The sequence below is a fragment of the Bradyrhizobium sp. HKCCYLS2038 genome (assembly GCF_051167655.1).
GTDB lineage: Bacteria > Pseudomonadota > Alphaproteobacteria > Rhizobiales > Xanthobacteraceae > Bradyrhizobium.
In genome coordinates this window covers 453,783-480,362 of sequence record NZ_JBNPTM010000006.1, presented here as the reverse complement: position 1 = coordinate 480,362, position 26,580 = coordinate 453,783, and the positions used below count along the sequence as shown (strand labels likewise).

At 66.7% G+C, this 26,580-nt stretch carries 17 protein-coding genes; 7 read left to right on the top strand and 10 right to left on the bottom strand.

Annotation, left to right across the window (positions count from 1 at the left end):
• Nucleotides 1-10: 10 nt before the first annotated feature.
• Genes ACQR1I_RS27320 through ACQR1I_RS27295 form a run of 6 tightly spaced genes read right to left on the bottom strand, consistent with a single transcriptional unit; the run spans nt 11 to nt 7,885 of the window.
• On the bottom strand, nt 11-556 hold the full coding sequence (locus ACQR1I_RS27320; protein WP_434869170.1) for a nitrous oxide reductase accessory protein NosL: 546 nt from the start codon (nt 554-556) through the stop codon (nt 11-13).
• Nucleotides 553-1,383, bottom strand: a complete 831-nt coding sequence (locus ACQR1I_RS27315; protein WP_434869171.1) for an ABC transporter permease subunit — start codon at nt 1,381-1,383, stop codon at nt 553-555. Before ACQR1I_RS27315 ends, ACQR1I_RS27320 begins: the two co-directional genes overlap by 4 nt.
• Nucleotides 1,380-2,300, bottom strand: a complete 921-nt coding sequence (locus ACQR1I_RS27310; protein WP_434869172.1) for an ABC transporter ATP-binding protein — start codon at nt 2,298-2,300, stop codon at nt 1,380-1,382. Before ACQR1I_RS27310 ends, ACQR1I_RS27315 begins: the two co-directional genes overlap by 4 nt.
• Complete coding sequence (locus tag ACQR1I_RS27305) at nt 2,297-3,685, bottom strand: nitrous oxide reductase family maturation protein NosD (protein WP_434869173.1); 1,389 nt, start codon at nt 3,683-3,685, stop codon at nt 2,297-2,299. The genes ACQR1I_RS27310 and ACQR1I_RS27305 overlap by 4 nt, the downstream gene beginning before the upstream one ends.
• 2 nt (nt 3,686-3,687) lie before the next feature.
• A complete protein-coding gene (nosZ, locus tag ACQR1I_RS27300) occupies nt 3,688-5,607 on the bottom strand; it encodes a TAT-dependent nitrous-oxide reductase (protein WP_434869174.1) in 1,920 nt (639 codons plus the stop codon).
• A 10-nt stretch (nt 5,608-5,617) separates the two neighbouring features.
• Entirely contained in the window at nt 5,618-7,885 is a 2,268-nt protein-coding gene (locus ACQR1I_RS27295) for a 4Fe-4S binding protein (RefSeq protein WP_434869175.1), read from the bottom strand.
• A gap of 250 nt (nt 7,886-8,135) precedes the next feature.
• Here ACQR1I_RS27295 and ACQR1I_RS27290 point away from each other — a divergent pair, with 250 nt between their 5' ends.
• Nucleotides 8,136-9,026: a ferritin-like domain-containing protein gene (locus ACQR1I_RS27290; protein ID WP_434869176.1), complete on the top strand. Its 891-nt coding sequence runs from the start codon at nt 8,136-8,138 to the stop codon at nt 9,024-9,026.
• Nucleotides 9,027-9,199: 173 nt separating this feature from the next.
• On the opposite strand, the gene ACQR1I_RS27285 is transcribed toward ACQR1I_RS27290, so the two are convergent.
• Complete coding sequence (locus ACQR1I_RS27285; protein WP_434869177.1) at nt 9,200-9,688, bottom strand: prepilin peptidase; 489 nt, start codon at nt 9,686-9,688, stop codon at nt 9,200-9,202.
• Nucleotides 9,689-9,803: 115 nt separating this feature from the next.
• On the bottom strand, nt 9,804-10,685 hold the full coding sequence (locus ACQR1I_RS27280; protein WP_434869178.1) for a LysR substrate-binding domain-containing protein: 882 nt from the start codon (nt 10,683-10,685) through the stop codon (nt 9,804-9,806).
• A 105-nt stretch (nt 10,686-10,790) separates the two neighbouring features.
• On the opposite strand from ACQR1I_RS27280, the gene ACQR1I_RS27275 reads away from it, so the two are divergent.
• The 5 genes from ACQR1I_RS27275 to ACQR1I_RS27255 all read left to right on the top strand — a co-directional run bounded on the left by ACQR1I_RS27275 (nt 10,791) and on the right by ACQR1I_RS27255 (nt 16,375).
• Nucleotides 10,791-11,540, top strand: coding sequence for an SDR family NAD(P)-dependent oxidoreductase (locus tag ACQR1I_RS27275; protein ID WP_434869179.1), 750 nt, complete (start codon nt 10,791-10,793; stop codon nt 11,538-11,540).
• A 15-nt stretch (nt 11,541-11,555) separates the two neighbouring features.
• Nucleotides 11,556-12,404, top strand: a complete 849-nt coding sequence (locus ACQR1I_RS27270) for a transketolase (RefSeq protein ID WP_434869180.1) — start codon at nt 11,556-11,558, stop codon at nt 12,402-12,404.
• Nucleotides 12,404-13,417: a transketolase family protein gene (locus ACQR1I_RS27265; RefSeq protein ID WP_434869181.1), complete on the top strand. Its 1,014-nt coding sequence runs from the start codon at nt 12,404-12,406 to the stop codon at nt 13,415-13,417. The genes ACQR1I_RS27270 and ACQR1I_RS27265 overlap by 1 nt, the downstream gene beginning before the upstream one ends.
• 85 nt (nt 13,418-13,502) lie before the next feature.
• Nucleotides 13,503-14,519, top strand: a complete 1,017-nt coding sequence (locus ACQR1I_RS27260; protein ID WP_434869182.1) for a TRAP transporter substrate-binding protein — start codon at nt 13,503-13,505, stop codon at nt 14,517-14,519.
• Complete coding sequence (locus ACQR1I_RS27255; RefSeq protein ID WP_434869183.1) at nt 14,516-16,375, top strand: TRAP transporter large permease; 1,860 nt, start codon at nt 14,516-14,518, stop codon at nt 16,373-16,375. Before ACQR1I_RS27260 ends, ACQR1I_RS27255 begins: the two co-directional genes overlap by 4 nt.
• Nucleotides 16,376-16,412: 37 nt before the next feature.
• On the opposite strand, the gene ACQR1I_RS27250 is transcribed toward ACQR1I_RS27255, so the two are convergent.
• Both ACQR1I_RS27250 and ACQR1I_RS27245 read right to left on the bottom strand, forming a co-directional pair.
• Nucleotides 16,413-19,562 (bottom strand): efflux RND transporter permease subunit, encoded by a 3,150-nt coding sequence (locus tag ACQR1I_RS27250; RefSeq protein ID WP_434869184.1) that lies wholly within the window; start codon nt 19,560-19,562, stop codon nt 16,413-16,415.
• Nucleotides 19,555-20,559, bottom strand: coding sequence for an efflux RND transporter periplasmic adaptor subunit (locus ACQR1I_RS27245; RefSeq protein ID WP_434869185.1), 1,005 nt, complete (start codon nt 20,557-20,559; stop codon nt 19,555-19,557). The genes ACQR1I_RS27250 and ACQR1I_RS27245 overlap by 8 nt, the downstream gene beginning before the upstream one ends.
• 738 nt (nt 20,560-21,297) lie before the next feature.
• Here ACQR1I_RS27245 and ACQR1I_RS27240 point away from each other — a divergent pair.
• Nucleotides 21,298-26,568 (top strand): AAA family ATPase, encoded by a 5,271-nt coding sequence (locus tag ACQR1I_RS27240; protein WP_434869186.1) that lies wholly within the window; start codon nt 21,298-21,300, stop codon nt 26,566-26,568.
• Nucleotides 26,569-26,580: the final 12 nt, after the last annotated feature.

The following is a 26,580-nucleotide window of genomic DNA, read 5'->3' as shown; positions in this document are numbered from 1 at the left end:
GACCGCCGCCTCAATTGGTTTTCCTGGCATCCTGCTCGGCTGCACTGGCGCTGTCCTCCGGCGCGCTCAGCACGTAGTCGCGCGGCACCTCGCTGAAGCCGACGATGCGGCCGCCATGCTCGGCGGCGAAGCGCTCGGCGGCTGATCGTTCCGAGAACGGCACCGCCTCGTCGCTGCCCATGCCGCTCTTGAGTCGGCTGCCGATCACGAACAGCGCTTTGCGCGCCTCGATCCAATTGTCGGCGCCGGGATTGTCCCAGCTCGCGGCCTTGCCCATGTCGGAGACGTAGATCGCCTGGATGTCCTTCGGTTCGTCGGGCAGCAACGTGAAAGCGATGGCGTCGCGCGCCGACGAGAACCATACCGGCTCGATCAGGCTGGCGGCGAAGATCTGTCCCTTGGGGCCGGAATGCTCGAGCAGGTTCATGCCGCAGTAATGCCCGATCGCCTGCTGGGTCAGCTTGATCGGCGGCGGCGGTGCGGCGGCTTGCTTCTCGTTGCAGCCCGTGAGGACGAACGCGGCGACGAGCGCGCAGGTAAGAGCGAGGCGGTTCATAGCTCCCTCCGGGAGAAGGCCAGCGTGGCGCCGGCGAGGGGGACCAGGGTCCACAGCACCAGCGCGGTCAGCAGCGCCCGCACCGACAGCGTGCTGCTGGCGGCGAGCCCGGCCATGCCGGAGAACAGGCTGACATTCGCGAAGCCGGTGAGGTTGAACAGCCGATAGGCATCGGCCGGGTTGAGCAGCAGCAGCGCGCTCAGCAAGCCGCCGGAGATATTGCGGCCCTGATCCAGCACGAGCAGACCGAGCAAGGCCATGTCGTAGATCAGCACCAGCACGAGCCACAGCCCGATGCATAGCCCCGCGGCGGTGCCGCGGTCGCGCACCACGGCGCTGACGAGATAGCCGATCGCGACGAACACCGCGCCGAGCAGCACCGACGAGCCGATCATCGCGGCGAAAGCGGCGAGCCCCTCGGCATCGAAGCTGCTGCCGGTGATCAGCAGCGCCACGGCCGCGGCGCCATAGCCGAGGCAGGTTGCGAAGGCGAGCACGGCGAGATGGCCGAGGAACTTGCCGAGCAGCGCCTGCCAGCGCGCCACCGGATAGCTCAGCAGCAGCAGCATGGTACCGCGCTCCATGTCGCCGACGATGGCGTCATGCGCGATCAGCAGCGCGATCAGCGGGATCAGGAAGATCGTCAGGCTCGACAGGCTGACGATGACGACATCGAGCGCGCGGGCGCCGACGGTGCCGGTCGGCGCGCTGCCGAGGAAGGTCAGCGACAGCGCGAGCCCGGCGAGCAGCAAGGTTGCTGCCAGCACCCAGCGATTGCGGATGGCCTGCTGGATTTCCTTGGCGGCGATGGTGATCAGACCGTTCATTGCAGGCGCTCCGCGTGGCGCAGGAAATGCGCGTAGAGCTCGTCGAGATTGGGCGGGATGAGCTCGAGGTCCTGCACGGCGTTGCCGACCGCCGTCGCGCGGCGCAGCAGGTCGATCTTGTCGTCCGGTGCCGCGTCGATCTCGACGATGTGGCCGTTGATCCGGCGATACGTCGTGGCCGGCGGCAGCCAGGCCGGCGCGCCCGATGGCGGCAGGTCGGCCACCTTGATCCGGATCCGCGTCGGCAGCCGCGCCAGGTGGCGCAACTCGTCGAGCGAGCCGTCGGCGACCTTGAGGCCGCGGTTCATGATGATGACGCGGCCGGCGCGCTCTTCCAGCTCGGTCAGCGCGTGCGAGGACAGCAGCACGGTGGTGCCATCGGCCGCGAGCCTCTGAATGACGTCGTAGAAGGTCTGGCGCAGCTCCGGGTCGAGGCCGGTGGTCGGCTCGTCGAGCAGCAGCACGCGCGGACGGCCGATCAGTGCCTGTGCGAGGCCGAGGCGCTGGCGCATGCCCTTGGAATAGGTGTTGACGCGGCGCTTCGCGGCATCGCCGAGGCCGACGACATCGAGCAGCGCCAGCGAGTCCTTGACCGGCTCACGCTTGAGACGCGCATAGAACGCCTGCGTCTCGCAGCCGGTGAGGGCGGCATCGAAGGCGACGTTCTCCGGCAGGTAGCCGAGCTGGCGCCGCGCGGAGAATTCGCCGGCGGCGGGATTTTCGCCGATCACGGCCACCGCGCCGCGGGTGGGACGGATCAGGCCGAGCATCATCTTCATCAGCGTGGTCTTGCCGGCGCCGTTGTGGCCGATCAGCGCCACCATCTCGCCTTCGGCGAGATCGAACGACACGCCCTTCACGGCTTCGACCTTGCCGTAGTGCTTGACGACATCGGCGATATGAACGGTCGCGCTCATCGATTGGTGCTCCCAGCCGCGGTGCGGCGCGCCGGCGGCGACATCAGCGGGTGGCTGTCGACGACGCCGCCGGGCAGGATTGCCGGGAATTGCGCCTGCGCCCAGCGGATCACCTGCACGGCGGGGCTGTTGATCAGCACCTTGGCGGCCGGCGCTGTCCACAGCACGCGGTCGATCAGATCGTTCGGCCGGTAGGCTGTATCCGCCACGCCGTCACCGTTGAGGTCGAAGCCGGGATTGTCGCTCCAATAATTGCCACGGCCGTTCTTCGACCAGTCGAGATGGCGGGTGCCGACATATTTGATCTGGCTGGCATTGTTAACGAAAGCGTTGCCACGGATGTCGTTGCCCTCGGAGCCAGCGGTGAAGTGCACGCCGATCTCGCAGCCCTCAAACCAGTTGTCGGTGATGCGATTGTTGTTGGTATTGTAGATGAACACGCATTTCTCCGGTCCCGGACGAACGCCTCCGATTGGCGTGACCGCGTTCGTCTCGGTCTGCGGCACGCCTTCGTCGGCGCCGCGATTCTCGGCCGTGGCCCAGCGCTCCGCCGGCTGCAGACCGCCGATGACGCTGTTGCCGGAGATCTTGGAGCCGTTGGTTGCGTTGAACAGCATGCCGCGGTCGCGGTCGTGATCGGAGACATTGTCCTTCACCACGAGGTTCTTGGAGAACATCAGCGCATAGCCGATGATGTTTCGGGTCGAGACGTTGCCGGTGATCTCACCGTCATTGGCGTACATGTAGTGGACCGCGAAGCGCAGGTCGCTGAAGCGATTGTGGCTGAAAATGTTGTTGCGGCTGGTGATGGCGAACACGCCATCGCGGCCGTAGCGGATGTCGTTGTCGACTACCTTTGCGCCGGGCGCGTTCCATACCGAGACGCCGTTGCCGGCGCCGCCGGGATGCGTCGCGCGCAGGCCGATGATGCTGTTGTGGCGGACCAGCGCGTTGGCCGAGCCGTGCAGATAGACGCCGAACAGATTGCCGTCGATGTGATTGTTTTCAATGAGCGTGTCGTGCGCAGCCTGCTCGACGAAGACGCCGGAGTCCATCTGCTCCAACGAGTGGCCGGAGCCACGGATGGTCAGGCCACGGATGACGGTGCCCGGTGCTGTCACGGTGATGACGCTGCCTTGGCCGTCGGCCGTGATGGTCGTGCCAGGGGAGCCGGTCAAGCTGATGCTGTGCGTGACGCGCAACGGCCCGCGATAGGTGCCGTCGGACAGCGAGATCTCGTCACCGTCATTGGCGCGATCGAGTACGCCTTGTAGGTCATTGGTCTCGGCTGTGACCTGCAGCGTCTCCGCGCGCGCATGCAAGGTGAGGCCGGCGGCGACGAGCGCCGCCAGCCCCGATATCGTGATATGGCGCATCCGCCGCATCGTCAGGCGTTTCGCGGCGAGACCAGCATGCGGCCGCGCATTTCCATATGCATGGCGTGGCAGAACCACGTGCAGAAATACCAGTAGACGCCGGGCTTGTCGGCGATGAACGTCACCGACGAGGTCTGCTGCGGATCGATCTCCATGTTGACGCCGTAGTTGACGATACAGAAGCCGTGGACGAGGTCCTCCACGTCGTCGATGTTGGTGACATAGACCGTCACCTCGTCGCCCTGCTTGACCTCGAACTTCTCGAGCGCGTAAGCGGGCGCGCTCGACCACATGTAGACGCGCACCTTGTTGCCGTCGCGGATCACCTTGGCATCGCTCTCCAGCGTCACGCCGTCGGCCGCCGCCTGCTTGCGGGCGTCGGCGAAGAACGGGTCGTCGCGCTTCCAGATCGAGGTCACGCGGCCCTCGAGCTTGGAGCGGTGCACGATCACGGCATCATGCGGCTCGGCGAAGCTCGGGCCGTCATGCACCAGCTCCATCTTGTCGCCGGAGATGTCGATCAGCTGATCGTTCTCCGGCTTCAGCGGGCCGACATTGAGGAAGCGGTCCTTGGAGAACTTGTTCAGCGACAGCAGCCATTTGCCGTCGGCTTCCTTGGTCTCGCCCATCGACGAATGGTTATGGCCCGGCTGATACTGGACGTCGAGCTTCTGGATGATCGGATTGACCTTCTCCCCTTTGAAGGCGCGCTTGGCGAGATCGATGCTCCATTTGCAGACCTGGCTGTCGAGGAACAGCGTGGTGTAGGCGTTGCCGCGGCCGTCGAAGGCGGTGTGCAGCGGCCCGAGACCGAGCTCCGGCTCCGCGACCACGACGTCGCGCGGCTTGATCTTGTCGTCGAACAGGCCGTCGATCAGGCGGACGTCGATTACGGTGACGGTCGGCGCCAGCTTGCCGTTTGCAACGATGTGGATACCGTCCGGGCACGTGTTGAGACCATGCGGACTGTTGGAGACCGGCACATAGCGGGTGTAGGGCGAGCCCTTACGGCCGTCGATGACCGGAACGCCGTTCATCTCCTTGAAGTCGCCCTTCTTGACGGCCTCCTCGATGCGCTTGATGTTGAAGATCGTCACCCAGTCCTGTTCGCTGGCCGTCATCTCCGCCAGGGTCACGCCCTTCTCGGAATTGTAGCAGGTCGAGAACGCATATTTGCCTTGGTAGTCGCAATCGGTGTTGTCGAGATTGCCGTCGACGATCACCTGCCAGGCGACCTTCATCGTGTCGCCGTCGACGGCCGAGAACATCGACCAGTATTTGGACTTGTCGTCGAGCACCTTGCCGTCGTTGGGCAGCGGCACCTCATATTCGCCGTTGCAGAACACGTAGCCTGTGCGCGGGAATTTCTGCGGCCGCATGCCGTGGATGGTGTACTGGTTCGGCAGCTCGATGATCTTGTCGCACTTCATCACGTCGGTGCGGATGCGGGCGAGGCGGGTATTGGCCTTGTCGTTGATGAAGATGTAGCGGCCGTCATAGGTGCCGTTGGTGAACGACATGTGCGGATGATGGGTGTCGCCGTTCATCCAGATGCCGAGCCTGTCCTTGAGCCGCTCGCGCGTCTCCGGCAGCAGGCCCTCGGTCATGATCTTTCGGCTTTCGTTGGTCTGGCCCCAGCCGGTGGCGCTGCAACGGTTGAAGACGGGAATGCGCATCAGCTCGCGCATCGAGGGCATGCCGACGATGCGCAGCTCGCCGGTCTGGCCGGAGGAGAAGAACACGTAATATTCGTCGAGCTGGCCCGGTGCCACCTCGGCCTTGTTCTGCGCAGGGCGCGGCTGCGCCGCGGCCGGCGTGGTCTCGAGGCTCTTGCCGAGGCCGATGCCGCCGGCCACGCCGGCCGCGCCGAGCGCGGCCGTGCCGACGATCTGCCGGCGGCTGAGTTTCGTCTGGTCGTCGTCGTGCGTCATCGTCGTCTCCTTATGATGGGCGAGTGAGATCGGGGGATTGGACAGGGGCCGTCAGCGGCTGGCCGGCATGAGTGATGAGCGTCTTTGGGCCGGCCCTTGGGGCGCGCATCGTCGGCGACGACATCGCCTCGAACTTCTCGCGCTTGAGCCGGACCTGGATCATGTGCGGGCAGCGCTGGTCGTCGTAATAGAGCTCCTGGCAATGCATGCAGTAGATGCATTCATTGACGTTGATGTGCCCCTCTGGATGGATCGACTGCACCGGACATTCCTTGGCGCAGCGCTGGCAGGGCGAGCCGCATTCCTTCCAGCGCCGCAGCCATTCGAAGGTGCGGATGCGGCCGGGAATGGCGAGCGCGGCGCCGAGCGGGCAGAGGTAGCGGCAGAAGAAGCGCTCGATGAACAGGCCGATGCCGAGCAGCGCCACCGCGTAGAGCACGAACGGCCAGCTGCGCGCGAACTTCAGGATGATCGCGGTCTTGAACGGCTCGACCTCGGCGACCTGCTCGGCCAGCGCGACGGAGTACAGCGACAGGCCGAACAGGCCGAGGAAGATGATGTATTTGACCGGCCAGAGACGCTCATGCAGGCCCCAGGGCACGGTGATCTGCGGCACCTTCAGCCATTTCGCCACCGTGTTGGTCAGCTCCTGCAGCGCGCCGAACGGACACAGCCAGCCGCAGAACGGGCCGCGGCCCCAGAACAGCAGGCCTGCCGCGGTGGCGGCCCACAGGATGAAGATCAGGGGAGCTGCGAGGAAGAACTCCCAATGGAAGCCGGTGAGCAGCGAATTGGTGAAGGTGACGACGTTGACGACCGAGAGCTGGGCGTTCGCGTACCAGCCGAGCCAGACCAGGACGAAGAAGAGATAGGCGCGTCGCACCCAGGTGTAGAGTTGCGGACGGCGCACCAGCACGTTCTGGAAGAAGAAGATCGCGGTGAGGATGGCGAGAGCGACAGCAGTGATGCCGATGTTGACGGTCTGCGTACGCCAGATGCGCATCCACAGCGGCTCCTCCGTCTCGTCTGTCGAGACCGGCGTGGTCGTGGCCGGAGCGGGCTGTGCCGCGGGCGCCTTCGCCACTGAGGGCGCCGGGCGTGTCTCCCGCTTCAGATAGAGGTCAGGCAGGGTGTAGTTGAGGTCGAAGGTGAGGAACGCCTTGTCGCGGCTGCCGGTGGCCCGCTGCACCAGCAGCTGCAGCAGCCAGGGCTCGGTCGGGTCGAGCGTGAATTCGGGCGGCGTGACGAACAGTCCGATCTCGCGCAGGGCAGGGGCGCCCGCGGCCTGGAGCTCGCCGAGGCGTGTATGGTTCTTGTCGCGGAACCGTGTGCTCGACCCTTCCTGCAGCACCTCGATGCGGTCGAAGATGCCGCCGCGGACATAGGCCGAGCCCTTGAACGAATAGGCGCCGTCGCCGGCGACGATGATCGCCTGCTGGCCCGGCTGCAGCCGGGCCTTCAGCCGCTGATAGCCGTCGTCGCCGAGCAGGCTGCGACCGATGGTCGGCGCGCTGGCGAGCGCGACATAGAGATCGATGAAGGTGTCGTCCGCGCCGCCCGGCTCCGGGTTTTGCGCAGCCGCTGCATTGCCCGACTTCGCGAACGCGTCGTTGACGTCGCCGATGCTCAAGTGCAGTCGCCGCACCGAGCCGTCGCCGAGCAGGCTGGCCCAGTCGCGGATCTCGCTCTTGTCGGGATCGATCGACTTGATCACGCTGGGCTGCGCAGCAGCCGCTGTTCCCGGAGCGGCAGCGCCGATGCGGCCGCTGCGGATCAGGCGGCTCGCGGCGCGTACGATGCTGTCGTGCATGACGAGCACGGTCACCGTCGCGCCGGAGACGATGTCGGCTTGCGGCGGATGCTCCGCGCCTTGCGCGATCGGCGTCATGTCCTTGCCGAGCAGGCCGTTCAGCGCGGCGACGATGCGCGGCTCGGGAATGCCGATCAGCACGATCGGCTCCTTGTGATCGACCAGCTTCAGCCCCGTGATCACGCCCTTCGGATCGATGCCGACGAGAATATGGATCGGCTTGCCGGAGTAGCCGACCGCATTGGCGAAATCGGAGTTCAGATAGACGTAGCCCTTGAGCTCATCGCCGCGATAGACCGGGGCAATCGGCGGCTCGCCTTGCGCCGCGCCGAAGCGATCCGCATCGGGGAAGAACGCGCCCGGCGTCAGCTTCGACAAATAGGTCGCGAGATCGCCGGCCGCATGCGCCGTCCGCGGCGCTGCGATCATGCAGAGCGCGAGAATGACGGCCACGATCGCGGCAGCCATGCGTCCTCGATTGGTGGCGACATGACTCGCAACCATTGATCACCTCAAGCGGAACGGCCCGCCCCCGAAGGACGCGTATTCCTATCAGTACTGTGTCTGGGAAAGAGGGATCGTCGCCGTTGGCGACCCCCGAGCAAATCGAGCCAACCTAAATTGACTCCTGATGTGGCCAGATGTCTAGTGGGTCTGGTTGCGACAAACGTTGCGCTGGATCAAACAGACCCCGGGCGAACACACAGGCCGACCCATCATGTTGTTGTCACGAACGCTTCTGCTCAGGTCGGAACCGGCCGGAAGCCTGCATTCGCTCGAGGAGATGTTTGCCCTCGCGAACGCGATGGAGCAGGAGGCCGCCGATCGCTACACCGAACTCGCCGAGGAGATGCAGCGGCAGGGACGGGGCGATCTAACAAAAGTGTTTACCGATCTGGCAGCGGCCGAGCGCGAGCATGTCGACAGCGTCGCGAAATGGTCACACGCGCGAACCGGACACGCGCCGGATGCGTCGCTCGTGCGCTGGCAGGCGCCGGAAACCTTCGATGCCGATGCCGTCGCGGAGATTGAGCGCTCGCGCCTGATGACGCCGTACCGCGCGTTGTCGATGGCCGTGCGCAACGAGGAACGCGCCTTCGCATTCTGGTCCTACCTCGCGGCGTATAGCGACAACGCCGAGATCAAAGCTGCGTCAGAGGCCATGGCGCGCGAGGAACTTGGTCATGTCGCGACGCTGCGCAAGGAGCGGCGCCGCGCTTATCATCGTGAGAACGAGGCGGGCCGTGCACCGGAGGCGACTGCAGGCCTTTCGATTGAGGCAGCCCAGCTCGAGGGGCACTTGGCGGAACTTCTCAGTCTCAAGGCGACACACGAGAATGAACCGGCATCCCAACGCCTGCGGGAACTCGCTGCGGAAGCGTCCGCCATGGCACTTGATACGATGCCCCTGTTGACGCTGCCTGCCGCGCTCGCGCATGCGGACGTAGTCGTGATCGCTGAAGGCCTTGCCGACGCCTACCTGCAGCGCGCGGAGCGCGTGGATTGCCCCGAGCAGCTCGATGATCTCCAGCGACTGGCATCCCGCGCAATCGCAAGGCTGGCGTGGCTGCGGTCGATGTCCTGTGACGGTGCAAGTCGCGGCGCGTAAATTGGATCAGTCGCGCTCGGGCTGCCTCATCCACGGCAAACGGGCCTTTTCGGCGCAAAATAGCTGTTGAGACCACTGCCGGTGCGTCAATGCTGATCATGGCGATCTGTGTCACGTCCCGAGCTCAAGTCCGAACGATCTGCAGACGGGATGGACCGCGCCGACAGCCGCGCTCAGATTATGATTGCGAGCTCGCCCGTCCACTGCAGCAGCAGCACGGCCAGAAGTCCGATGACGAGGAAGGGGCCGAACGGCAGGGCGGTCTGCCCGGTCAGCGTCCGCCCGGTGACGTAGAGACCGAGAACCGCCGTCAGCGCCGACAACGTCGCGATCAGCAGTAGGATCGGCAGGCCGGACAGCCCGGTCCAGAGTGTCGCGGCCATTAGAAACTTGACGTCGCCAAGGCCCAGGCCCTGCTGTCCCCGGATCATGACATAGAGCCGGCGCAGCAGCAGCAGCGCGGCGCCGACGGCCACAGCGGCGGCGCCATCCCACAGCGACGCCTGCCAATCGGCGGTGACCGTTTCCTGGACGAAGCCGCTCGCCGCAACCAGGGCATTCATCCAGTCGGGCAGGAGGCCATGGCGCATGTCCGTCCAGATCAGGCCGGCACAGGTCGAAAGCAGCACGAGGATGCAGATGATGTCGATGGTGTTCGTCACGCCGCCCGAAGAGTCCAGCTATCAATGACCACAGCATAGACGCGGGAAGGGGCCGAGCGATAGTCCGGCTCGCCAGCTGTCAGCGCGCGCGCTGAGCCCGCCTGCGGCTTGCCGATCAGGGGGCGACGCCGAGCGCCGATTTGATCCAGTCGGCAAAGGCGCGCACGGCCGCGCGCTGTCGCGCCGCGCGCGGAAACACCAGGCGGTGCCCGACATAGCGAATGTCGGTTGCGCGTCCCGCGAGTGGCGCGACGAGCCGCCCGGATGCCAGCTCGCGCTCGGCCAGCAGGGTCGATTCCAGCGCAACCCCGAGGCCTTCGGCCGCCGTCGCCAGCGCCAGGAAGCTGCGGTCGAAGCGCATGCCGTGCAGCGCCGGCGCTTCGAGACCGTTGGCGGAGAACCATTGCTGCCACTGCACCTGCTTGAGGTCGGACCGGATCAGCGTGCGCTCGAGCAGGTCGGCGGGACTGCGGATCGCCGCAGCGAGCGCCGGCGAGCACAGCGGCGTCACCGTTTCCTCCGCGAGCGGGACGATCTCGACGCCTTCGGCGTGCGGCCGGCCGTAGACGATGTCGATGTCGAAATCGTCGTTCTTGAAGCGCGCATAATCCGTGTTGGCCGCCAGGCGCACCTCCAGCTTCGGATGGGCCGCGAGAAACTGCGCCAGCCGCGGCGTCAGCCATTGCGCGGCAAAGCTCGGCGCGGCGTGAACCCGCACCAGCTGGGGACCGCGCGCGGCAACCTCTTCGAGGCCGCGGCGCAACTGGTCGAACGCCGCGCCGGCGTGGCGCATCAGGTTCTCACCGGCCGGCGTGAGCCGTACCGAACGTGCCGTACGCTCGAACAGCACGGTGCGCAGCGTGGTCTCCAGCTTGCGGATCGCGTGGCTCACTGCGCTGGGCGTCAGGTGAAGCTCATTCGCTGCATCGCGAAAAGAGCCGGTCCGGGCGGCAGCCTCAAACGCCTTGATTGATGAGATTGGCACGTTGGACAGCATTCGAAGAGTGAACCAGATTCATCTATCCATGACAACTGTGCGTTTGTCGTACGGGGTCTCCGCGTTCATCCTGGCTTTACCAAAACAAGAACTTGGGAGGACAGAATGCTGCTCAGCGGCAAGACGGCGATCATCTCTGGCGCAGCCTCCAAGCGGGGCATCGGGCTCGCGACCGCGCGGCGCTTCGCCGCCGAAGGTGCCCGCGTTGCCATTCTCGACATCGATGCCGCTGCGGCGGCGGACGCGGCCGCGACGCTCGGCGATCAGCATCTCGGGATCGGCTGCAACGTCGCCGACAAGACCTCCTGCAACGACGCCGTCGCGCAAGTCATCGCCAAGTTCGGCGTCATCGACATTCTCATCAACAATGCCGGCATCACCCAGCCGGTGAAACTCCTCGACATCACCCCGGCTGACTGGGACCGCATCCAGGACGTCAACCTGAAGGGCGTGCTGTTCCTGTCGCAGGCGGTCATCCCGCACATGCGCGCGCGCAAGCAGGGCTCGATCGCCTGCATGTCGTCGGTCTCGGCGCAGCGCGGCGGCGGCATTTTCGGCGGGCCGCATTACTCCGCCGCCAAGGCCGGCGTGCTCGGCCTCGCCAAGGCGATGGCGCGCGAGTTCGGCATCGACGGCATCCGCGTCAATTGCGTCACCCCGGGCCTGATCGGAACCGACATCACGGCGGGCAAGCTGACCGACGAGATGAAGGCCAAGATCCTCGAGGGCATTCCGCTCAACCGCCTCGGCACCGCCGAGGACGTCGCCGGCATCTACACGTTCCTGGCGTCGGATCTGTCCGCCTATGTCACGGGCGCGGTCATCGACGTCAATGGCGGCATGCTGATCCACTAAACAAGGTCTCAAAAGATGGACACCGGAACCAATCGGCTCGCCAACGTGCCGACGCTGGCGCAGCGCGCCTACAACATCCGCCGCAATGCGCTGCGCATGGGCGAGGTGCAGGGACAAGGCTACATCGCCCAGGCGCTGGACATTTCCGACGTGCTGGCGACGGCCTATTTTCATGCCATGCGCTACCGGCCCGAGGATCCCACCTGGGAGGAGCGCGACCGCTTCCTGCTGTCGAACGGCCACTACGCGATCGCGCTCTACGCCGCGCTGATCGAGGCGGGGATCGTTCCCGAGGCCGAACTCGAAACCTATGGCAGCGACGACAGCCGGCTGCCGATGTCGGGCATGGCGTCGTATACGCCGGGCATGGAGATGTCGGGCGGCTCGCTCGGTCTCGGCCTGAGCATCGCCGTCGGCATGGGGCTCGGGCTGAAGCGCAAGAAATCGGCCTCGCGCGTCTACACGCTGTTCTCCGACGGTGAGCTCGACGAAGGCTCGGTGTGGGAGGCGATCTCATCCGCCAGCCACTACAAGCTCGACAATCTGATCGGCATCGTCGACGTCAATAATCAGCAGGCCGACGGCCCCTCGACCCAGGTGATGGGCTTCGAGCCGCTGGTGGACCGGCTGCAAGCCTTCGGCTGGTTCGTGCAGCGCGTCGACGGCAATGACCTCGAGGCCGTGGTCGCCGCCTTCGATGCCGCCAAGACTCACCCCGAGCCTAAGCCGCGCATGATCGTGGCCGACACGCTGATGGGCAAGGGCGTGCCGTTCCTCGAACAGCGCGAGAAGAACCACTTCATTCGCGTCGAGCCGCATGAATGGCAGCTCGCGATCGCCGCGCTCGACGCCGGGAGGCCGTGATGACATCGAAGAGACCCGCTCCTGATCTGAGCAAGCCGCGCCTGACGACGTCGGCGATGATCGCCTCGATCGCCTCCGAAGGGCAGCGCACCAAGCCGGCGCCGTTCGGCCACGCTTTGGTCGAGCTGGCGCGCAGCCGGCCTGAAGTGGTCGGCATGACCGCCGATCTCGGCAAGTACACCGATCTGCACATCTTCGCGAAGGAGTTTCCCGACCGCTATTACCAGATGGGCATGGCCGAGCAGATCCTGTTCGGCGCCGCCTCCGGCATGGCGGCCGAAGGCTTCATGCCGTTCACCACGACCTATGCCGTGTTCGCCTCGCGCCGCGCCTACGACTTCATCCACCAGACGATCGCCGAGGAAGATCGCAACGTGAAGATCGCCTGCGCGCTGCCTGGACTGACCTCCGGCTATGGCCCGAGCCATCAGGCCGCCGAGGATCTGGCGCTGATGCGGGCGATGCCGAACATGACGGTGATCGATCCCTGCGACGCGCATGAGATCGAGCAGGTGGTGCCGGCAATGGCCGCCCATCAGGGTCCGGTCTACATGCGGCTGCTGCGCGGCCAGGTGCCGCTGGTGCTCGACGAGTACGACTACAAGTTCGAGCTCGGCAAGGCCAAGCTGCTGCGCGACGGTCGCGACGTGCTGATGATCGCCTCCGGCCTGATGACGATGCGCGCGCTGGAGGCGGCCAAGGCGCTGTCCGACGATCGCATTGACGTCGCCGTCCTGCACGTGCCGACGATCAAGCCGCTCGATGCCGAGACCATCGTGCGCGAGGCCGGCCGCTCGGGCCGCCTGGTGGTCGTCGCCGAGAACCACACCGTGATCGGCGGTCTCGGCGAGGCCGTGGCCGGGTTGCTGATGCGCTCCGGCGTGCACGTGCCGTTCCGGCAGATCGGTCTGCCCGACGAATTCCTCGACGCCGGCGCGCTGCCGACGTTGCACGACCGCTACGGCATTTCGCTGTTGGAGGTCGTCAAGCAGGTCAAGGGCTGGCTGAAGTAGCAGCCAGCCGGATTGCACCGCTCATCGATCCGCCGGCGCGCCAAAGCGCCGGCCTTAACAACAATTTCACATTGGAGGGACGGAAATGCGTAACGAAACGACGCGTCGGCGATTCATGGCTGGAGCAATGGTGGGAGCGGCGATCTTGCCGTTGACCACACGCTTCGCGAAGGCGGCCGAATTCACGCTGAAGCTGGCGACCGGACAGGATCCGTCGCATCCGGTCAACAAGCGCGCCCAGCAGGCGGCCGATCGCATCAAGGAGGCGAGCGGCGGCCGGCTCGAGATCAATCTCTATCCGGCCAATCAGCTCGGCTCGGACACCGATCTGATCTCGCAGGTTCGCGTCGGCGCGGTCGATGCGATCAACATCGCAAGCTCCGTGCTGGCGACCCGCGTGCCGCTGGCCGGCATCGTCAACACCGGCTTCGCCTTCACGTCCTACGACCAGGTCTGGAAGGCGATGGATGGCAGCCTCGGCGATCACATCCGCAAGGACATCGAGAAGATGGGCGCCTTGGCGCTGTCGAAGCCGTGGGACAACGGCTTCCGCCAGCTCACCTCGTCGACCCGCGAGATCAAGACGCCCGACGATCTCAAGGGCTTCAAGATCCGGGTGCCCGCCGCGCCGATCCTCACCGGCCTGTTCCAGGCGCTCGGCGCCGGCCCAACGCCGATCAACTTCAACGAGGTCTACACCGCGCTGCAGACCAAGGTGGTCGAGGGCCAGGAGAACCCGCTGCCGATCATCGCCACGGCCAAGCTCTACGAGGTGCAGAAATATTGCTCGCTGACCAGCCATGTCTGGGACGCCTACTGGATCCTGATCAATCGCGCCGCCTTCGGCAAGCTGCCGTCCGATCTGCAGGCGCTGGTCTCGCAGGAATTCAGCAAGTCGGCGGATGACGAGCGCGCCGACATCGCCGCGCTCAGCCAGAGCCTGCGCGCCGATCTCGCCGCCAAGGGGTTCACTTTCGTGGATGTCGACAAGGAGGCGTTCCGCACGACTCTCGCCAAGAGCACCTTCTACAAGGATTGGCGCGGCAAGTTCGGCGAAGAGGCCTGGGGTATCCTGCAGTCCAACGTCGGAGCGCTCGGATGAAGACCGTCGACATGTCCGTGCTATCCTCCACGAAGCCTGGCATCGTCGACACTCTCGAGCGCGGCCTTGCCAGGCTGATCGAAATCCCCGCGATCATCGCGCTGGTCGCGGAGGTCGGCATCCTGTTCACCGGCGTGACGGCGCGCTTCGCCTTCAACCGCCCGCTGACCTGGGCCGACGAGCTCGCGTCCATCACCTTCCTGTGGCTTGCGATGCTGGGCGCGGTGCTCGCGCTCAGCCGCGGCGAGCACATGCGGATGACCGCGCTGGTCGACCGCGTCAGCCTGCGCACCCGCGCGGTGCTGGAGAGCGCGGCGCTGATGGCGCCGGCGCTGTTTCTGGCGATCCTGCTGCATCCCGCGATCGACTATGCTGCCGGGCAGGCGTTCGCGGAGACGCCGGCGCTCGGCCTGCCCGACAGCGTGCGGGCCGCGGCCGTGCCGGTCGGCATTGCCCTGATGCTCGCCACTGCGCTACTGCGCATGGCGCGCCAGAGCCCGCGTGACGTCGCGATCACGCTCGGACTGCTGGCGGCGACCGCCGTCGTGCTGTGGGCCGCGGCCCCGGCGCTCAAGGCGCTCGGCAACTGGAATCTGATCGTCTTCTTCGCCGTGCTGCTCGGCGCGGCCGTGTTGGCCGGCGTGCCGATCGCCTTCTGCTTCGGCTTGGCCACGGTGGCCTATCTGCTCACGGTGACCTCGGCGCCGCTGGAGGTCGTGACCAGCCGGATCGACGAGGGCGTCTCGTCGCTGGTGCTGCTCGCCATTCCCTTGTTCATCCTGCTCGGCCATCTCATCGTCATGACCGGCATGGCTGCGGCGATGGTCGGCTTCCTGGTCTCGCTGGTGGGGCACGTCCGCGGCGGCCTGTCCTACGTGCTGCTCGGCGCGATCCTGCTCGTCTCCGGCATCTCCGGCGCCAAGACCGCCGACATGGCCGCGGTCGCGCCGGTGCTGTTTCCCGACATGAAGCGGCGCGGCATTCATGACGGCGAACTGGTGTCGCTGCTCGCGGCGTCCGGTGCGATGGCCGAGACCATCCCGCCCTCGATCGTGCTGATCATCATCGGCTCGGTCGCCGGCGTCTCGATCTCGGCCTTGTTCACCGGCGGCATCCTGCCGGGCCTCGTGCTCGCGGCGGCGCTCGCCGTCGTCGCGAAGCGGCGGATGGTGGAGCCGGAAGGCGTGATCCGGCCGCGGCCGTCCTGGGCGACGATCCGCAGGGCGCTGATCACGGCGCTCCCTGCGCTGCTGCTGCCGGTGCTGATCCGCACCGCGGTCACCGAGGGCGTCGCGACCGCGACGGAGGTGTCGACCATCGGCATCGCCTATACGATCGTGGTCGGACTGCTCGTCTACCGCCGCTTCGATGTGAAGAAGCTCTATCCGGCGCTCGTTCACACGGCAGCGCTCTCGGGTGCGATCCTGTTCATCATCGGGGCCGCCACCGCAATGGCCTGGGCGTTGACGCAGTCCAACTTCTCGCATGCGCTGGCGGCGATGATGGTGGCGGTGCCCGGCGGCAAGTACGGCTTCCTGCTGATCTCGATCGCCGTGTTCATCCTGCTCGGCAGCATCCTGGAAGGTCTTCCCGCGATGGTGCTGTTCGGACCGCTGCTGTTCCCCGCCGCCAAGCTGCTCGGCGTCCACGAGGTGCACTACGCGATGGTGATCATCCTGGCGATGGGCATCGGCCTGTTCGCTCCGCCCTTCGGGCTCGGCTACTACGCGGCGTGCTCGATCGGTCAGATCGATCCCAATGCGGGCCTGACCCGGATCTGGCCCTATCTCGGCGCGCTGGTGATCGGGCTGCTGCTGGTCGCCTTCGTGCCCTGGCTGTCGCTCGGCTTCCTCTGAGACGACTGCGCCGTGCGCGGCAGCCGTGGCTGCCGCGTCACGGTGCGATCGCGCGCTGACGTTCGGCGGCGGTCTTGAACCTCCCGAAGCGCAGGGCCAGTGTCGGCAGCACCAGGAGGTTCAGCGCCATCGAGGTCAGGAGTCCGCCGAGGATGACGATCGCCATCGGACCTTCGATCTCGCGGCCCGGCTCGCCGGCGCCGAGCGCGAGCGGCAGAAGCCCGAGGCCGGTGACCAGCGAGGTCATCAGGATCGGCACCAGGCGATCGGCCGCGCCCTCGATCGCCAGCGCCAGGTCCCAGCTGCGGCCTTCGGTGACGACCAGATGCTCGTAGTGTGAGATCATCAGGATCGAGTTCCGCAGCGCGATGCCGAACAGCGTCACGAAGCCGATCATCGACCCCAGTGACAGCACGCCGCCCGTCGCCGCCACCGCGACCACGCCGCCGACGAAGGCGAACGGCAGATTGATCAGCACCAGCGCCAGATTGCGCCAGTGCTTGGTCACCAACGACAGCAGCAGCACGATGCCGAGCGTCGCCAGCGACGAGTTGACGATCAGATCGCGCCGTGACCGCGCCTGCGCGTCGGCGGCGCCGGTGAACTCGACATGCGTGCCGGGCGGCAGCTTCACCTCCTTGGCGATCTTCCGCTTGGCGGCGGCCACGAAGGATTCGAGATCGCGCTCGGCGACATTGGCGGTGACCGTCTGCGTCCGCTGGCCATTGCGATGGAGCACGACGTAGCGCCCGGACGTGCCATAGACGTCGGCGATCTGCTTCAACAGGACATAGGCGCCGCTCGGCGTGCGGATCGGCATGTCGCCGATCTGGGTCGGGCGAGCGCTGGCGTCCGGATCGAGCTTGACGATCACGTTGAAGACGACATTGCCTTCATACGCCTGGCCGACCACGTCGCCCTGATAGGCGGTGCGGATCAGCTCCAGCACCTCGACCGCATCGAGCCCCCAGGACTGCAGATCGGTCGGGCGCAGCGTGACGTTGACCTGAGGCATGCCGGGCGGCGATTGCTGCTGGATGTCGATCGCGCCCCAGACCTCGCCGAGCTCGCGCGCGATGTCGCGCGACGCCTGTTCGAGATCATCGAGATCGGGGCCGAACACGTTGATGACCACGGCGGCGTTGAAGCCGGACAGCGTCTCCTCGATGCGCTCGGTCAGGTAGGTCTTGATCGACAAGTTGAAGCCGGCAAAGTCGGCGAGCGCGGCGCGAATGCGCTGCTCGGCGCGCGCCTGCGCAGCGCCCGACAGGCCGGGCTTCAGGTCGACCTCGATCTCGCTCGAATGCGTGCCGGCGGTGTCGACGCCGGCTTCGGCGCGGCCGACGTGCTGGGCGACGCTGCGCACCTCAGGCACGCCGCGCAGGGCGTCGGCGATCAGCGTCCCGAGCCGCAGCGATTCGTCGAGCGAGGTGCCCGGCAGCATCGAGACGTGGAGGATCAGATGGCCCTCCTTCAGATCGGGAAGGAAGGTGCCGCCGAAGAAGGGCACCAGCGCGCCTCCTCCCAGTGTGACGAGCAGGGCGCTCGCCATCACCAGCTTGGGAAAGCGGCCGAGCCGCCGCAGCAGCCGCTCGTAATGGCGGCGCGACCAGCGCACCAGCGGCGGCTCGCGCACCTCGCGCGGCTTCCGTCCGGCCAGCAGCATCATCGACAGCGCCGGCGTGACCGTCAGGGCGATGATCAACGACGCCAGCACCGCGAGGATGTAGGCCATGCCCAGCGGGCCGAACAGCCGGCCGGCAAGGCCGGGCAGCGCCAGGATCGGCACGAACACCAGGAGCACGGCAAAGGTCGCGTAGGCCACGGAGCTGCGCACTTCCAGCATCGCGTCGTAGACGACACGCGCCTCGCCGCGCGGCGACGGCAGGTTCCGGTTCTCGCGCAGGCGGCGCACCACGTTCTCGACGCCAATCACGGCATCGTCGACGACCTCGCCGATCGCGATCGCGAGCCCGCCCAGCGTCATGGTGTCGAGGCTCTGTCCCATCCAGTTCAAGGCCAGCACGGCGGAGAACAGCGACAGCGGAATCGCGGTGCAGCTGATGATCGAGGTGCGCCAGTCGTACAGGAACAGGAACAGCACGACGACGACCAGCGCGCCGCCGATCAGCAGTGCGAACAGCACGTTCTCGACCGCGGTGTCGATGAACGTCGCCGGACGAAACAGGTCGGCGTGCAGCCGGACCTTCTCGCTGTCCAGCGCCGGCCTCAGCTCCTGCAATGCAGCTTCCACCCGCGCGGCGACGTTGCGGGTATTGGCGCCGTATTGCTGGCTGATCATCATCATGATGCCGGGCTGGCCGTTGATCAGCGCGCCGCCGATTGGCGGCTCCGGCGCGTTCACCACGGTGGCGACATCGCCGAGCACGACGCTGGCGCCGGCTTGATGCAGGAGCACCGTGCGCGCCAGTTGCTCCGGGGTCAGCGATTGCCCTTGCGTCTGCAGGATGACGCGCTGATTGGCGGTGTCGACGAAACCGGCGCCGCGCACGCCGGTGGCCTTGCGCGCCGCCGCGACGACGTCGTTCATGCCGACGCCGAAGCGCACCATGTCGTCGGTCCGCACTTGCACCTGGAGCGATCGGATGTCGCGTCCATAGGTCGTCACCTGCGCGACGCCGGGCACGGCGAGCAGTCGCCGGCTCACGGTCCAATCGGCAATGGTGCGCAGGTCCATCAGCGAGCGGTGTTCGGAGGTCAGCCCGATGACCAGCACGGTGCCGGCCGCGGGCACCAACGGCGTCATCGACGGCGCCCGCACGCCCTGCGGCAGGCTGCCGGTGATCACCGTCAGCCGCTCCGTCACGAGCTGACGGGCCCGGAAGACGTCGGTGCCGGGTTGGAAAACGACCGAGAGCACGGACAAGCCCTGGATCGAGGAGGACCTCATGCTCTCAACCCCGGCAAGGCCATTGATCGCGGTCTCGATCGGCTGCGTGACCAGCACCTCGACCTGCTCCGGGCTGAGCCCCGGCGCCTCCGTCTGAATGGACACTTGCGGCGGCGCAAATTCGGGAAAGACGGCGTATTTCGCGCTGCCGACCGCGAAGATGCCGTGACCCAGGATGGCGCAGGCGAGCGCCAGAATCATGCCGCGAAAGCGGATCGCGAACGAGACCAGCGCGGCTTGCGGCCCCGTCGCAGCCAGCCGATCTCCGTCAATCATCGTCGCCGCCGCCGCGAAGCTCGCTCTTGGCCTCTTCCGACAACAGCACCTGCGCGCCGCGCAGCACGATCTCGGACCCGGCCGGAATGTCCTGAACGACGTAGTCGTCATCGGAGATGGGCTGATCGGTCCGGATCGGATGCCGTCTAAAGGTCTCGGGACCGGCGCGTAGATACACCCAGGACCGGCCCTGCCATTGTACGACGGCCGTATCCTCGACGAAGACACCATCGAACGACTTGCCGGACGGCACGTAGGCGGTGGTGTTCATTCCCGGCAACAATCCGCTGTCGCCCGCGGCGACGAAGTAATAGCTGACGCCCTGGATTCGCGGATCGGTTCGCGGGGCGGGCGAGAGGTAGCGCAGCTCGATGTTGGCGGTGCGCGTCGGTGCCTGGCCGAGCGCGGTGCGCGGCGGCTCGGTCAGCGTCACGCCCGGCGGCAGCGTGACCTGGACCAGAAATTGCTCGCGCTCGATCAGCTGCACGACTTGCGGGGAGCGCTCGACGATGCCTCGTCCGATCACCGGCCCCCATTCCTGCCGCGCCGTCGCGACCAGCGTCTTCACCTGGGAGTCCGCGGCGGCGAGCGCGGCCTGGTCGGTGCGGAACGTGCCCTCCGCCGTTTCAGCGTCCTTGCGCGGCATCGCGGCCGACTGCACCAGATCGCGGGCGCGCTCGTAGGCGAGCCTTGCCACCTCGAGTTTGGCCTGGGCGGTCTGCAGCTGGGCTTGCGCGTTGGCGTAGCTGTTGGTGAGGTCGGTCAGCCTGGCGACGTCCAGCACTGCGCCATACGCCCGGAATTGCTCGGGATGGCTTTCTGCGGCAAGCACCGCCGTCTGCAGTCCGATCTGCTTCTGCTGCGTCGCAGAAAGCTTCACCGTCGCCGGCTCGCGGCCTTCCGGCTGGGCCGTCGCCATGGCGATGGGAAAAAGCGTGATCAGCGTGACGAGCGTTGCACCACACCCGGCCGCAGCCTTCATCCGTTGCCAAGACATGCAGTGTGGCCCCACCGACCGGGGAACGCCCAGGAGACGTTGTGTGACGATGACAACAGCTACTGCAGCTCTGCGGGGGTTTCAAGCGGCGCCGTCTTGCGCTTAAGGCACAGTTGCAGCACGGATATCCGCGCTGAGCGCGTGCGGTGCGGCGGCATCTCTGGTTTCGGATTGAGGGAAATGACGTGCGCCTCGTTGTGCGCTGCGCTGTCATCCCCAGACATTCGTGGCCATCTCCCTGCTGCAATCGGGCTGCCGATGTGGCCGAACATCGGCGGTCGTCGCGCGGCTCTGCGGCCATGCAATGGCGCGTCCCGCATCCGAATGTTTCTGCTTGGCCGTTAGAAGTATTCTTAGACGTTTTCTAGCGTATTTGCGTGCGAGCCATTCGCATCACCGGGCCGGCGCGGCTCGTTTCAGAAAAACCCAAGTCTAGCGCGGCCGTTACGAGAGATTCTGATCGCGCAATAACCGCGAGATTTTAGCTCTCTCCCGGCCTGGGGCGAGGTTCGTCACATTCCTCTACCTGTCGGGCCATTGGCGTGACGTCACTTCGCCATACGCCTCCGCGACGAGTCGATCGTTCCATCGGCGTTGCAGCGAGGAAAGCTTGTCCAGACCGAAGCCACCGTTTGATTGCCCCGGCCGCCGTGGTCAGCGCCGGAGCCATCCGTTCTGGTCAGCCTGTCGCCGGCCTGACGCCGATCTTGCAGCAGAGCTCAGCGGGGAATTTGTGCGATGAACCATCCGGTCCATTTGCGGCCCAGCGAGGGTCAACCGATCGACCGCGCCGCACCGATCGGCAGCGCCGAGCACGGCAGGCGGCTGCTCGGCGCCATCACGGCGAGTGCCGTGGCGCCTCCGGAAGCCGAGCTATTGTCCGACGCCCTCGCATCGGCGACGCAGGATGCGCTCGGTGCTGCGCCGTCTGGTGAGCCGCTTCAGGACGTCCTTGGTTGCCTGACCGACATCATTCGTGCTGCCAGTGGGCCCGCCGAGCGCCGGGACCCGTACGCCATCGACAGTCAGAGCTTTGCCCTCGATCAGCAGGAGCTGGAAGGTCTGCCCGGCGTCGTTCTCAACACGTTCGATGTCGATGGCCCCGTTTGGCTTGCTGTCGAGGCGCTCGTCGCGACGGAGCCGCCCGCGTTCGACCCCGATCTGGACGCGTGGCTCGAGCCGTCGTCGGATCCGGACCGTCGCCCGCTGCCGCGCGAGACCATGCAGGTCACCGTGAGCGAGATCGAAAAAAATCGCCTCACCTTCGCCCGGCACGCGCGGCCGGAGGATTTTTCGCCGGCACCGTCCGCCGACGCGCCAGGTGGCACCTGGACCGGTCGGCTGCGCCTGGAGCAGCGGGCGGATCTCGTGCAGCGCATCGAGCGCTACGTGGCGGGGCCGTGGACGGCATGGGCGGATACCGAGCGCGCACGACGGCGGACCATGGCGATCCACCGGCAGTTGCGCGAGCTCGCCGCCGTGGTTCGCACGGATCCGGCCAAGGAGATCATGTGGGGGATCACGCTGTCGTCGTGGCGGAAGGGCGGACGCGAATCCGAGCTGCCGCTGTTCGAGCGGCCGGTCGAAATCGAGATCCTCGAACGTCCCGACGCGGAAGTGAGGCTGCGGCCCCGTTTCACCGGCGCGGTCGTCAATCTCCGGGCGCTGGAGGCATTGGCGCCGGATGCTGCGCCGTCTTGGCACGACAAGTCCGAGCCACTGGTCGAGGCGCTCGAGCAGCATGGCGAGCTGTCACCATTCACGGCGCTCACCTTGGAGCAGATCCTGCGCGCCGTCGGCGGGCAGCCTGGCCAGAGGAGCGTTGCGGCTTGCGAAGGCGCTGAAGCGGTCGAGACCGCTGACGCCGCCATCGCTGGGCGACGCTGGGTCATGTCGGCACGCCGTCGGCCCGAGAGCCTGGCGCTGCGCGACATCGAGTGCCTGAAGAGCGCGATTGAACATGCGCCGCAGAGCGAGTGCTCCCTGACGGGTGCGGTAAGTGCGCTGCTGCCGCAGACTGGTGGCCGCGGACATTCGAGCTCGCGGCGGCATCTGTCCAGCGTCGTCGGCGCTCCGATCAACATCGGGCCAGCGGCAAAGCCGGTCGTCCTCGATATCGGCGATCTGTTCTTTCCGCTGCCGGCGTCGTCGGAGCATATCGAGGTCGTCCGTGAGCTGTCGCGGTCCGATGGCCTGGTGGTCCAGGCTGCATCGCAGGATGCGCGGGTCCAGACGCTCGTCAACGTCGTCTGTCATCATCTTGCGCTCGGTTCGCGCGTCCTCGTCGTGTCCCGCGACGAGACGGCGCTGGCGCTGCTGCATCAGAAGCTGCCGGCCGGCATCCGTGAACTCGCCGCCAGCTCGACCGGCGCCGACAAGGACGTGCTCAAGAAGGCGGAAGCGGCGGCGGACCGTTTGCAGGGAATCGTTGACACCACGAATCTGCGCGAGCTTGCCGACCAGATCGGTCGATTGGAGCGCGACATCATCTCGAAGCGCACGCAGATGGCCTCGCTCGATGGCGAGATCGCCGACATCGTCGGGCGCAATGTGCAATTGTCCGGTGGCCGGCATGAGCTGCCGCTCGATCTGATCAAGGGGCTGCTGACCGACCAGGACCCGCCAGCCTGGTTCAGCGATCGCCCGGCGTGTCTGCTGTCCAACACGGACGCGATGGTGATGGCGGTGGAGAAGGCGCGCGAGGCGCGGCTGCGGCTCGCCGAGCATCTTGCGCATATTGATGCCGAGTTGCCCGCGACGGCCACGCTTCCGGATGCTGCGGCGATGCTGCGCCTGCATGAAGAGCTGCGGCAGCAGGCGGGGGCGAGCTCCGAGGACAATCGCGACGAGGACCTGGCGCTCGATGCGATCGCCATGTTCGGACTCGACGCCACCACCCGGCTCGCAGCCGATCTCGACGCGCTGGTCGCTGCTCATCACGCCATCGCCAATGATGCTTGGCTCGCCCGGCTGTCGCCGCTCGGCGCCGCGAAGAGCGATGTCTCGGTCGGCAACGACAAGGTCGTGGGCTGGGCTCGCGATGCCTCGTTCCAGCTGTCGAGGAGCGCTGAGTTCGCCAAGCGGCAGGTGCATGCGCCGGTCGAAGCCTTCAACAAGAAGGATGCCATCCGTGTCGTCGAGCGCCTGGCGGCCGGCGAGAAGGCGATGCCGCGGTTCTCTCCGTCGCGGCGCGCCTTGAAGGCTGCGATCGAAGCCATCACCGTGGACGGCGCCGCGCCGGCGACGCCGGCGGACTGGCAGTATGTCCACCGCTTCCTCAACTGGCGACATGATCTGCTGGCGCTGCGGACGCGGTGGACGGCGATCGCAACCAGGATCGGCGCTCCCGCGATCGAGCTGGAATCCGCGCGTGCGTTCGACGACATCGAGCGGATCGTCAAGAGCGTCGAGGCGGCGGTCGTGATGGCTGCGTTGGCCGTTCGCAACGTCGTCGATGCCTGCCGCAAGCTGTCGATGCCGGACACCGAGGTGACGGCGATGCTGTCGGACGCGCAGCGGCCGAAGGCGCTCGGCGCCGCCATCAGGAGCGTGATGACGCGGGTGTCGGGGCCGTTGAGCCAGCTCGCGCGCGTCGGCGAGTTGTTCGCCGGCGCGGTCGAGCTGGCCGCCACCGTTCAATCCGACATTCTCTCGCGGATCGGCGACGCCGATGTCGAGCCGCGCGAGATCGAAACGCGCTGGTCCGGTGTTCTCGCAACCGTTGAAGCCATCGCGCGGGCGGATGACGACTATCGCATCGTCAGATCGGCCAGCCAGATGCTGCTGGAGGCGGGGGCGCCTGACATCGCTCAGCGCGTCCGCAACGAGCCGGCAACAGCCGGTGCCGGCGACCCGGTGCTGCTCCCGGATTGGGTGACGGCGTGGAATGCGGCGGCGTTGATGCGCATCGATGGTCACGACGAGCGCCAGCTGCTGCATGACCTCGCAGCGCAGCGGCTGCGGCTCGAGCAACGATCGCTGGCGCTGTTCGAAGCGGTGATCAGCGCGCGGATGACACTCGCGATCGCGCAGAACGCAAGCACCTCCGTCCGGCAGTCGCTGAAGCGTTTCAGGGACACGATGCAGAAGATGGTCTCGGCGTGCTCGAGCCCGACGGCGCGGCGCCTCCGCGTCGCTGTCCGCAAGTCGCTGGACGGCTGGTTCGAGGAGATCCCGTGCCACGTCATGCCGGCCTGGCGGGTCGCCGAACTGCTGCCGGCCCGGATCGGCAGTTTCGATCTGGTCGTGATCGATCAGGCATCGCGGTCCGACCTCCGCGAGCTCACCGCCATGCTGCGCGCCCGCAAGGTCGTGGTGAGTGACAGCCGTCGCGAGATCGGGGCCGAGGTCGGCCAGGAGGATACCGGTCGCCGCGCGGACCAGAAGAACCTGCGCGGCGTGCTGCCGGCGTTTCGCCGCCTGATGCTGCCCAACGCCTCGCTGCGCGATCTCGCTGAAATCCTGTTCCCGGATCGTTTCATCGATGTTCGCACTCAGGCCGGCGACGTGTCGCGGCTGCCGGCCGTTGCCGAGAACCGGGCCGTCGCGCCGGTGGCTCAGCCGCGAGCGGCGAGCGCGGGGACGAAGCGGCGTGGCTCGGCCAAGGCGACTACGCATACGATCGAGGAAGAGATCGCCACGGTCGCGAAGTATCTGTCGCTGGCGCGTCGGTCAGGTGGAGAGATCCCGATGCAGCCGCGAGTCGATCGGCACGAAGGCGCCGAAGCGTCGGACGAGATGTCGCCCAAGGCGCTAAACAAGACACTCAGCAAGACATCAGCAAAGACATCACCAACGGCGCCGCTCACGACGCCACCGGACGTTCGGCTGTTGCGTCGGCGTCCGGCCGCGGTCACGCCGCCCGCGCCGGTGACGTCCTCATCTTTCACCGAACTGCCGCCTCAAGCGTTGGTCGCGTTGCCGCCTCAGGCGCCGCTCGAAGGTCCGAGTGCGGCATTGCCGCCACCGCTCCCACAGCCGGCCGTGCTTTCGAGCGCTGTTGCAAGCGACGCCCCAGCCGCCGTTGATCAGCGGGATGCGACGGCGCCGCTGCCGGCGGAGATCGCCGACGTGAAAGCAACGACAACGATTTCATCTGCCACGACAGCAGCAGCCGAGCCGGCGAAGCCGGGCGCAGTGGCCGATGAGACCAAGATCCACCCGTCACTCGTCGAGATGGCTTTCAAGTCGGCCGAGAGCGGTCGTGAGAAGTCGCGGCGGCTTCCCAGCCGGCGGATCATGGCGGTGGCCGCCGTCGGGCTGCTGGCCGTCGTCGGCGCTGCCGTGTCGTGGCAGCGCGCCGCGGACTTCATGCAGATCGCGCAGACCAGCGCGGCGATGGATTCGGCGCTGCCCAGCGAGCCCGGTGCACGCAAGATCAACGCCGAGCGTATCGTGCCGGATGGCAAGGAGGTCGCGGCCAACGAGACGGCCGGCACCGTCGGACAGAGCTCCGCCCCGGCGACGGTTGCTCCCGTCACGGCGTCCGCGCAGGCGTTCCTCTATCACGAGGATCCGCAGGAGCCGAAAGGCAAGCGCTTCACCGGCAAGGTGGTTTGGTCGCTCGAGCCGAGCAAGGGACCCCGCCTGAATGCCGCTCCCTCGCTCAAGGGCGAGATCGAGATCGAGAACGGCATGAAGGTGACGATGTCGCTGCGGCGGAACGCCGATCTGGAGCTGCCGGCGAGCCATGTCATGGAGCTGAGCTTCGCCTGGCCTGATCCGGCGATCGGGCTGACCAGCCTGCGAGGGATCGGGCTGAAGGGCGAGGAGGCGGAGCGCGGCACGGCGCTGGCGACGCAGACGGCGCGCGTCACGCCGAAGGTCTTCATGATCGCGCTGTCCGCCAATGAGGTCGACACCAAGCGCAACGTGCTGCTGCTCAGGGGCAAGCAGTGGTTCGACATCCCGATCGTGTACGAGGGCGGCAACCGCGCGCTGCTGTCGATCGAGAAGGGGCCGGAGGGCGACCGCCTCTTCAACGAGGCATTCACGAGCTGGGGTCAGTAAGCGAATCGGCAG